Annotated in this window: 9 protein-coding genes; 6 read left to right on the top strand and 3 right to left on the bottom strand. The window is 63.8% G+C overall.

Translation table 11 applies throughout. The features are described from left to right. Nucleotides 1-90: 90 nt before the first annotated feature. The 3 genes from feaR to paaY all read right to left on the bottom strand — a co-directional run bounded on the left by feaR (nucleotide 91) and on the right by paaY (nucleotide 2766). Entirely contained in the window at nucleotides 91-1005 is a 915-nt protein-coding gene (gene feaR / locus ACW9JE_RS25245; RefSeq protein ID WP_224540946.1) for a transcriptional regulator FeaR, read from the bottom strand. Between the two features lie 88 nt (nucleotides 1006-1093). Continuing rightward, on the bottom strand, nucleotides 1094-2017 hold the full coding sequence (gene paaX, locus ACW9JE_RS25240) for a phenylacetic acid degradation operon negative regulatory protein PaaX (RefSeq protein ID WP_175377659.1): 924 nt from the start codon (nucleotides 2015-2017) through the stop codon (nucleotides 1094-1096). A 152-nt stretch (nucleotides 2018-2169) separates the two neighbouring features. Next, complete coding sequence (gene paaY, locus ACW9JE_RS25235; RefSeq protein ID WP_224540957.1) at nucleotides 2170-2766, bottom strand: phenylacetic acid degradation protein PaaY; 597 nt, start codon at nucleotides 2764-2766, stop codon at nucleotides 2170-2172. 350 nt (nucleotides 2767-3116) lie between these two features. Between paaY and paaF the strand changes: the two genes are divergently transcribed. The 6 genes from paaF (at nucleotide 3117) to paaK (ending at nucleotide 9319) form a co-directional block, all read left to right on the top strand. Further along, a complete protein-coding gene (gene paaF / locus ACW9JE_RS25230; protein ID WP_175377657.1) occupies nucleotides 3117-3890 on the top strand; it encodes a 2,3-dehydroadipyl-CoA hydratase PaaF in 774 nt (257 codons plus the stop codon). Nucleotides 3891-3936: 46 nt separating this feature from the next. After that, the gene (gene paaG, locus ACW9JE_RS25225; RefSeq protein ID WP_457434279.1) at nucleotides 3937-4728 is read left to right on the top strand and encodes a 2-(1,2-epoxy-1,2-dihydrophenyl)acetyl-CoA isomerase PaaG; all 792 of its coding nucleotides are present in this window, start codon (nucleotides 3937-3939) and stop codon (nucleotides 4726-4728) included. Nucleotides 4729-4731: 3 nt separating this feature from the next. Continuing rightward, the gene (gene paaH, locus ACW9JE_RS25220; protein ID WP_457434278.1) at nucleotides 4732-6249 is read left to right on the top strand and encodes a 3-hydroxyacyl-CoA dehydrogenase PaaH; all 1518 of its coding nucleotides are present in this window, start codon (nucleotides 4732-4734) and stop codon (nucleotides 6247-6249) included. Beyond that, nucleotides 6242-6691, top strand: a complete 450-nt coding sequence (gene paaI, locus ACW9JE_RS25215; RefSeq protein WP_224540951.1) for a hydroxyphenylacetyl-CoA thioesterase PaaI — start codon at nucleotides 6242-6244, stop codon at nucleotides 6689-6691. Before paaH ends, paaI begins: the two co-directional genes overlap by 8 nt. Next, nucleotides 6684-7895 carry a 3-oxoadipyl-CoA thiolase gene (gene pcaF / locus ACW9JE_RS25210; protein WP_224540953.1) on the top strand — a complete coding sequence of 404 codons (1212 nt, stop codon included), beginning with the start codon at nucleotides 6684-6686 and terminating at the stop codon, nucleotides 7893-7895. The genes paaI and pcaF overlap by 8 nt, the downstream gene beginning before the upstream one ends. Nucleotides 7896-7993: 98 nt before the next feature. Further along, entirely contained in the window at nucleotides 7994-9319 is a 1326-nt protein-coding gene (paaK, locus tag ACW9JE_RS25205; protein WP_224540955.1) for a phenylacetate--CoA ligase PaaK, read from the top strand. The last annotated feature ends 179 nt before the right edge of the window (nucleotides 9320-9498 follow it).

Genomic DNA, 9498 nt, shown 5'->3' with positions numbered 1-9498 from the left:
CGAAGACTGGCTTTCAGCCGACATCAATGTTGAATCTGATGGCCTCTTCGCGGGCAAGCCTCGCTCCTACAGAAATCGGAGCAAAAACACCTACGCATGCTGCTTGCGATACTCCCCGGGCGCAATGCCGAAGCGGCTTTTGAAGGCCGTGGAAAAGTAGCTCGAATCCGAGAACCCCCAGGAATACCCCAGCACCGACAGCTTCTGCTCCTTGCCCGACTGGCGCAGGGACTCGGCGCACAGGTCCAGGCGGCGGTTCTTGATGTAGCGCGCCACCACCAGGCCTTTCTTGGCGAACATCCGGTACAGGCCGCGGGTCGACATGCCGACTTCCCGAGCCAGCCATTCCGGGCACAGCTCTTCGGAGCGGATGTGCTGGTCGATGAAACTCAGAGTCTTGCGGAAGGTGCGTTCGTGCAGGTCGGTGCAGTCCTCGCCCTGGCTGATCGCCGGGCGTAGCAGGCTGACAATCGCCTCCAGGGTCGCCTCGCTTTCCTGCCGGCTCATGTCCGGCTGGCGCGTGGCCTCGACGATCAGCCGATGCGAGAGCATGGCGATCGGCGAAGTCCCGGCGATCCGCTGGCCGCACTTGACCTGACTGAAGCGCAGGGTCTGCTCCACCAGTTGATGAGGCAGGATCAGCGACAACTGCCGGGAGTCGTCGCTGTAGGTGAAATCACTGGGTTTGGCGGCGTCGATCAGGGTGATGTCCCCGGCCGACAGCAGCACCCTGTCGTCGCCCTGGGCCATGCCCGCCGTGCCGTCGAGCTGGAACACCGCGAAGTACTTGCCACCCTCGCCCGCCGAGACTTCCCGCGGCGTGCGGTACAGCCGCGCCTGGCGGACATCGACGAAGCTGAGCTTCAAGGCATCGCTGCGGTATTCCCGGATCTGACCGGCGAACCCGGCGCCCAGGGGCTGAGCGTTGAAGGCGCCACAGATCTGGTTGATCTGATGGATCCACTGATCGAACCCATCCTGGCGCTGTGCGGTTGTTGAAATCATGGCAGGCCTCTCACGCAGGCTTTGTTTTTATTGTCTACGGCAAAACACGGGTTCTCCTGAACAGCGACGCTCCTTCAACGACGACGGATTACTTCAACCCGCCAAAACGTCGGTAAAAACTCTCGCCCACGTCCGGCAACGGGCCGTCGGCGGTTTCCAGTGCGCTGTTCAGCCATTCCTCGGCCTTGGCGTAAATCAACCGGTAGATGTTGCGGCACAACTGCCGCGCCGCCCGACCTTCCCAGTCGCCGGGCAGCAGCTCGTCCGGCAATTGCGGATCGCGCAGCAGCAGTTTGCGGTATTCGTGAATCAGCAGAATCCGTGCCAGGAAGCAGTCCGCCGGTTGCAGGTTTTCCTGCTCGCGAAGCGCCTGCCAGAGCGGTCGAAACAACTGGATGAACTCGCTGTAGTGGGTCGCCAGCTCTTCGATGTTCCAGCTCTCGCGCACCTGCAGGCGCAGGGCCTTTGAGGCCATGACGTCCTGGGCGGTGGTTTCGAAGACGATGGTGTCTTCCTGGGCGCCGAGGTCGAGCAAGGTGGCGTTGACGTCGTTGCGATCGCTGCGCGGGCAGGCCAGCACCACCGGGGAAATTGCACCAAAACCTTGCCATTCCAGTTCTTCGCGCACCTGCTTGCGCTTGTCCTGGGTCAGCTGCGACAGCATCACCAGGCACCAGGAACCATCCCAGGCCGGCATGCTGGTGCTGTACACCCGCTTGAACGCCTTGTCGAAACGACGGCGACCGGTACCGGTCAGGCTGTAGTAACTGCGGCGACCGACTTTCTCGGCGGTCAGCCAGCCTTCCTTGGTCAGGCGAAAGATCGAGGTGCGGATCAGCCGCTCGTTGATGCCGATCGGTTCGAGCAATTGAATCAGGCTGCCCAGCCAGACGGTCCCGCCATGGGGCTCGATGGCATCACCGTACAGGGTGATGATCAGGGAACTGGCGCGGATTGGCGTCTGCTCCTGGAAGCGCGTAATCAGTTGGTTCAAAGGTGTCAGGGACGACATGGGCGTACCGAGCAAAAAAAGAAAAGGAATATACCGAAAGGCACATTACCTGTGGGAGCGGGCTTGCCCGCGATGGGGTCGTGTCAATCGACATCATTGGCACTGATCCACCGCAATCGCGGGCAAGCCCGCTCCCACAGGGTTATTGGTGTTCAGGAGGTACTGCCCTTCGGACGCAGGCCGCTGTCACTGATCCGCGGTCGGTTCGCTTCTGGCGCACTCAGCGGCTCACACTCACGCATCTGCTCCAGGCACCGCTGCGCCAACTGCTGATACTCCCGCGTCCCGGCCTGCTTCCACGCCACTTCCTGATCGCTCAAGGTGCGCTTGATGCCGGCCGGCGCGCCCATCACCAGCGACTGCTCCGGACACTCGAAACCCGCCTTGACGAACGCCGCCGCCGACACGAAGGAACGCGGGCCGATGCGTGCGTTGTCCATCACCACCGCATTCATGCCCACCAGCGCATCGGCGCCGATCCGGCAGCCGTGCAACACCGCGCCGTGACCGATATGGCCATTGCGCTCAACCACCGTGTCGCTGTCGGGGAAACCGTGCATCACGCAGGTGTCCTGCAGGTTGGCGCCCTCCTCCAGCACGATCCGCCCGAAGTCGCCGCGCAGGCTCGCCAGCGGCCCCACGTAGCAATGCGGGCCGATGATCACGTCACCGATCAGCACCGCCGTCGGGTGCACATAAGCAGTGGGGTCGATCACCGGGGTCAGGCCATCGAGGCTGTAGCAGGTCATGGCAGCTTCCTTCACAAAGCGATGCAGATATTGACTCATTTTGTATCACATCGCTTTTGCCAGCACAAAGACAAAAAAGCGTATCACTTGAAAACCGCCTTTCGGACGAACGTACCTGACCCGCATGAACCGGCACTCAAGCCAATAAATTCGGGCATTTTATTGGGAGACATCGACATCGAAAGCTGCCTTTATAAAAGCGGCGCACGACCAATAAGACACATTAAATCAATTTCAGTATTGCTTTTGCGTATCACATTGCAGGTATACTCCGGCAAAACCGGCCCCTGCGGCCGATCCAATAACAAGCCGGCCTAAGCGCCGAGCGCGCTCCGTGAGGGCAGTCTTCAATGCCGCTAACTCTTGCCGTCGAATCCATCGAATCCGGCGTGCGCCTGATTACCCTGCAGCGTCCGCAAGCCTTGAACGCCCTGAACACTCAGTTGCTGGGCGAACTGGCGGACGAACTGAGCATCGCCCAGGCCGATCCCGAGACCCGCGCCGTGGTCATCACCGGCAGCCGCAAGGCCTTCGCCGCCGGTGCCGACATCAAGGAAATGGCCGAACGCGACCTCGTCGGCATCCTCGACGATCCGCGCCAGGCCTCGTGGCAGGCCATCACCCGTTTCAACAAACCGCTGATCGCCGCCGTCAACGGCTTCGCCCTGGGCGGAGGCTGCGAACTGGCGATGCACGCCGACATCATCATTGCCGGGGAAGACGCCCGCTTCGGCCAGCCGGAAATCAACCTGGGGATCATGCCCGGTGCCGGTGGCACCCAGCGCCTGCTGCGCGCCGTCGGCAAATCCATGGCCATGCAGATGGTCTTGACCGGCGAGCCGATCGACGCCCGCCAGGCCCAACGCGCCGGGCTGGTCAGCGAAGTCACGCAACCGGAATTCACCGTCGAACGCGCCCTGCAGGTCGCCCGCCAGATCGCCGCCAAGGCGCCATTGGCGGTACGTCTGGCCAAGGAAGCGCTGCTCAAGGCCATGGATACGGACCTGGCCAGCGGCCTGCGCTTCGAGCGCCACGCTTTCACCGTGCTGGCCGGCACCCGCGACCGTAATGAAGGCATCGCGGCGTTCCAGGAAAAGCGCACACCGACTTTCACTGGCCAGTAATCCAGTCACCACGCATTCGAACGACCTCCAAGAGAGCGCCAAGACCATGAATTTCGAACACATCCTGTTTTCCATCGACGCTGGCGTCGCCCTGCTGAGCCTCAATCGCCCCGACCAGCTCAACAGCTTCAACACCCAGATGCATGGCGAAGTGAAGGAAGCGCTGAAACAGGTACGCCAGAACCCGGACGTGCGCGTGCTGCTGCTGACCGGTGAAGGCCGAGGTTTCTGCGCCGGGCAGGATCTGAGCGACCGCAATGTCGCGCCGGGTGCCGCCGTGCCGGACCTGGGCGAGTCCATCGAGAAGTTCTACAACCCGATGATCCGCCAGCTGCGCGACCTGCCGATGCCGGTGATCTGCGCGGTCAACGGCGTGGCCGCCGGTGCCGGCGCCAACATTCCGCTGGCCTGCGATCTGGTGCTCGCCGCCCGTTCGGCCAGCTTCATCCAGGCTTTCTGCAAGATCGGCCTGATCCCGGATTCCGGTGGCACCTGGACCCTGCCGCGTCTGGTCGGCATGGCCCGCGCCAAGGCCCTGGCCCTGCTGGGCAACCGCCTGACCGCCGAACAGGCCGAGCAATGGGGCTTGATCTACCGCTGCGTGGACGACGCCGAACTGCGCGCCGAAGCGCTGAAACTCGCGCAACACCTGGCCACCCAGCCGACCTACGGCCTGGCCCTGATCAAGCGCAGCCTGAACGCCAGCATGAGCAACAGCTTCGATGAACAGCTGGAACTGGAGCGCGACCTGCAACGTCTGGCCGGGCGCAGCGAGGATTACCGCGAAGGCGTCAGCGCCTTCATGGAAAAACGCACCCCAAGCTTCAAGGGGCGCTGAGTCATGACCGCACTGAACACAACCGCACGGGTTGCCGTGATCGGCGCCGGTGCCATGGGTGCCGGTATCGCCCAGGTCGCAGCGCAAGCCGGGCACCCGGTGTTGCTGCTGGACAACCGTCCGGGCGCGGCCGCCCAGGCCATTGAAGGCGTGGACCGGCAACTGGGCAAGCGCGTCGAAAGCGGCAAGCTGTCCGCCGAATCGCGCAGCGCCACCGTGGCCCGCCTGCAAGCGGTGGAAGCCATCGAAGCCCTGGCCGATTGCGACCTGATCATCGAAGCCATCGTCGAGAACCTTGAGGTCAAGCGCGCCCTGTTCCGCCAACTGGAAGACATCTGCGGCGAACACTGCATTCTGGCCAGCAACACCTCGTCGCTGTCGATCACCAGCATCGCCGCGCAGCTGCAACGTCCGCAGCGCCTGCTGGGCCTGCACTTCTTCAACCCGGCACCGGTGATGGCGCTGGTGGAAATCGTCTCTGGTCTGGCCAGCGATCCGGCACTTGCGCAATGCCTGTACGACACCGCCAAGGCCTGGGGCAAGAAACCGGTACACACCCGCTCCACCCCGGGTTTCATCGTCAACCGCGTGGCCCGGCCGTTCTACGCCGAGAGCCTGCGCCTGTTGCAGGAAGGCGCCGCCGATTGCCCGACCCTCGATGCCCTGATGCGTGAAGCCGGCGGCTTTGCCATGGGTGCCTTCGAGCTGACCGACCTGATCGGCCACGACGTCAACTACGCCGTGACCTGCTCGGTGTTCGACGCCTATTACCAGGACACCCGCTTCCAGCCTTCGCTGATTCAGAAGGAACTGGTGGACGGTGGCCGTTTCGGGCGCAAGAGCGGTCAGGGTTTCTACTCCTACGCCCAGGGCGCCGAGCGTCCGCCTGCGCGCGAAATCACCAGCAGCGCCAGCGTGGAATGCTGCGTAGTGGAAGGCGATCTGGGCGCTGCCCGGGGCCTGCTGCCTCGTCTGCGCGAGCAAGGCGTCAACGTCATCCAGCGCGATGGTCGCGGTGTGCTGCGGGTCGGTGACGCGGTGCTGGCCTTGAGCGACGGGCGCATGGCCTGTCAGCGTGCGAAAGAAGACGGCCTGCGCAACCTGATCCTGCTGGATCTGACCCTGGATTACGGCACCGCCAAACGCATCGCCATCAGCCACGCGGCCGGTATCGATCCGCTGGCGCTGGAACAAGGTGTTGCCCTGCTGCAACAGGCGGGCCTGAAAGTCAGCCTGCTCAGCGACAGCCCGGCGCTGGCGGTATTGCGCACCGTGGCGATGCTCGCCAACGAAGCCGCCGATGCCCTGCTGCAAGGCGTGGCCTCGGCCGCCGACATCGATCTGGCGATGCGCGCCGGGGTCAACTACCCGCAAGGCCCGCTGGCCTGGGCCGATGTGGTCGGTCTGGCGCACATCCTCGACACCCTGGACAACCTGCAAGCCAGCTATGGCGAAGAACGCTACCGGCCGTCGCTGCTGCTGCGCCGTCTGGTCGCCGAAGGGAGGAATTTCCATGACTAATCACGAAGCGATGAGCCTGGCCAGCGCCTGCGCGCAGGCCCTGTTCCAGCGCGACAACGCCAGCCAGGCCATGGGCATGCGCCTGCTGTCCGCCGGCCCCGGCTGCTCACGGGTGGGCATGACCGTGCGCGAAGACATGGTCCAGGGCCACGGCACCTGCCACGGCGGTTACCTGTTCGCCCTCGCCGACTCGGCCTTCGCCTTTGCCTGCAACAGCTATAACGAAGCGACAGTGGCCATCGGTTGCAGCATCGACTACATCGCCCCGGCCCGCCTGGGCGACACGCTCAGCGCCGACTGCGTCGAGCAGAGCCGCTCGGGCCGCACCGGAAACTACGACGTACGCATTGAAAACCAGCAGGGTCAGTTGATCGCCCTGTTCCACGGCAAATCCTACAAAGTGCGCGGCCCGGTGCTGACGCAGGAGACCCCGAATGAATGACGCCCTGATTATCGACGCCGTACGCACCCCGATCGGCCGCTACGCCGGCGTATTGAGCGGCGTGCGCGCCGACGACCTCGGCGCGGTGCCGCTGCGCGAACTGCAGCGCCGTCACCCGCAAGTGGACTGGAGCAGCGTCGACGATGTGATCTACGGCTGCGCCAACCAGGCTGGCGAGGACAACCGCAACGTGGCGCGCATGTCGGCGCTGCTGGCCGGGCTGCCGGTCAGCGTACCGGGCACCACCCTCAACCGCCTGTGCGGTTCGGGCCTGGATGCGGTCGGCACCGCGGCCCGGGCTATTCGCAGTGGCGAAGCCGGCCTGATGCTGGTGGGCGGCGTGGAATCGATGTCCCGCGCACCGCTGGTGATGGGCAAGGCCGAGCAGGCGTTTTCCCGCCAGGCGGAAATCTTCGACACCACCATCGGCTGGCGTTTCGTCAATCCGCTGATGAAAAAGCAGTTCGGCATTGATTCGATGCCGGAAACCGCGGAAAACGTCGCCGCACAGTTCAACATTTCCCGTGCCGACCAGGACGCCTTCGCCCTGCGCAGCCAGCAACGCGCCGCGGCCGCCCAGGCCAATGGCCGTCTGGCCAAGGAAATCGTTGCGGTGGAAATTCCCCAGCGCAAAGGCCCGGCCAAGATCGTCGAGCAGGATGAACATCCGCGCGGTGACACCACCCTGGAACAGCTGGCCAAACTCGGCACGCCGTTCCGCGAAGGCGGCAGCATCACCGCCGGCAACGCCTCGGGCGTCAACGACGGTGCCTGCGCCCTGCTGCTGGCAAGCCCGGAAGTCGCCAAGCGTCACGGCCTGACCGCCCGTGGCCGCGTGGTGGCGATGGCCACCGCCGGTGTCGAACCGCGAATCATGGGCATCGGCCCGGTCCCGGCGACCCGCAAGGTGCTGGAACTGGCCAACCTGAGCCTTGAGGACATGGACGTGATCGAGCTCAACGAAGCCTTCGCCGCGCAGGGTCTGGCGGTGCTGCGCGAGCTGGGCCTTGGCGACACTGATCCACGGGTCAACCCCAACGGCGGCGCCATTGCCCTGGGCCATCCGCTGGGCATGAGCGGCGCACGTCTGGTGACCACCGCCCTGCACGAGCTGGAAGAATGTCAAGGCCGCTACGCCCTGTGCACCATGTGCATCGGCGTAGGTCAGGGGATCGCGCTGGTCATCGAGCGTCTATCCCGTTAAAGAAACGCGATTCCCAAGGAACCGAGAGGTATCCTTGGGTCATGCACTCAAGCCCTTGTGCAAAAGGGCTGGAACACAAAAACAATTCGAGTGAAACCATGAACATGCCAATCTCCCAATCCGTGCTTGATCCTGTGCTGGACCCGCTGGAAACGGCCAGCGTCGACGAGTTGCGCCAGCATCAGCTGGAGCGCATGCGCTGGAGCCTGAACCACGCCTACAACAACGTGCCGATGTACCGTCAGCGCTTCGATGAAGCCGGTGTGCACCCGGACGACATCAAGTCCCTGGAGGACCTGGCGAAGTTCCCGTTCACCACCAAGTCGGACCTGCGCGACAACTACCCCTACGGCATGTTCGCCGTGCCGATGAACGAGATCGTGCGCCTGCACGCCTCCAGCGGCACCACCGGCAAACCGACCGTGGTCGGCTACACCCAGAACGACATCGACACCTGGGCCAATGTGGTGGCCCGTTCGATTCGTGCCGCGGGCGGCCGTCGTGGCGACAAGGTGCACATTTCCTATGGCTACGGCCTGTTCACCGGCGGCCTGGGCGCGCACTACGGCGCCGAGCGCCTGGGTTGCACCGTGATCCCGATGTCCGGCGGGCAGACGGAAAAGCAAGTGCAGCTGATCAAGGATTTCCAGCCGGACATCATCATGGTCACGCCGTCCTACATGCTCAACATCGCCGATGAAATCGAGCGTCAGGGCATCGACCCGCACAAACTGGCTCTGCGCCTGGGCATCTTCGGCGCCGAGCCGTGGACTGCCGAACTGCGCAGCGCCATCGAGGCGCGCATGGGCATCACCGCCCTGGACATCTACGGTCTGTCGGAAATCATGGGCCCGGGTGTCGCCATGGAATGCGCCGAGACCAAGGACGGCCCGACCATCTGGGAAGACCACTTCTACCCGGAAATCATCGACCCGGTGACCGGCGAAGTGCTGCCGGACGGCCAGATGGGTGAACTGGTGTTCACCTCCCTGAGCAAAGAAGCCCTGCCGATGATCCGCTACCGCACCCGCGACCTGACCCGCCTGCTGCCGGGCACTGCGCGGCCGATGCGCCGTATCGACAAGATCACCGGACGCAGCGACGACATGCTGATCATCCGCGGCGTCAACGTCTTCCCGACACAGATCGAAGAGCAGGTCCTGAAGATCAAGCAACTGGCCGAGTGCTACGAAATCCACCTGCATCGCAACGGCAACCTGGACACCGTCGACGTGCACGTTGAGCTCAAGGCCGAACACCAGCACCTGACCGACGACCAGCAGAAAGCCGTGTGCGGCGAGCTGAGCAAGCACATCAAGACCTACATCGGCATCAGCACCCGCATCGTCCTGCAGCCGTTCCACTCGATCAAACGATCCGAGGGCAAAGCCTGTCACGTAATGGACAACCGCCCGAAAGCATGACTGCTGCACCTTTATGGCCCCGCTGATGCGGGGCTTTTTTTTTGCCTGCTCCCCTATCCACTGTGGGAGCGGGCTTGCTCGCGAAGAGGCCGGCACATCCAACATCAATGTCGCCTGACACACCGCTTTCGCGGGCAAGCCTCGCTCCTACAGGTCACGCGAAACCCTATGGGAGCGAG

The sequence above is a fragment of the Pseudomonas sp. SDO55104_S430 genome (assembly GCF_054070595.1).
This window is presented reverse-complemented; position numbering and strand designations above follow the sequence as displayed.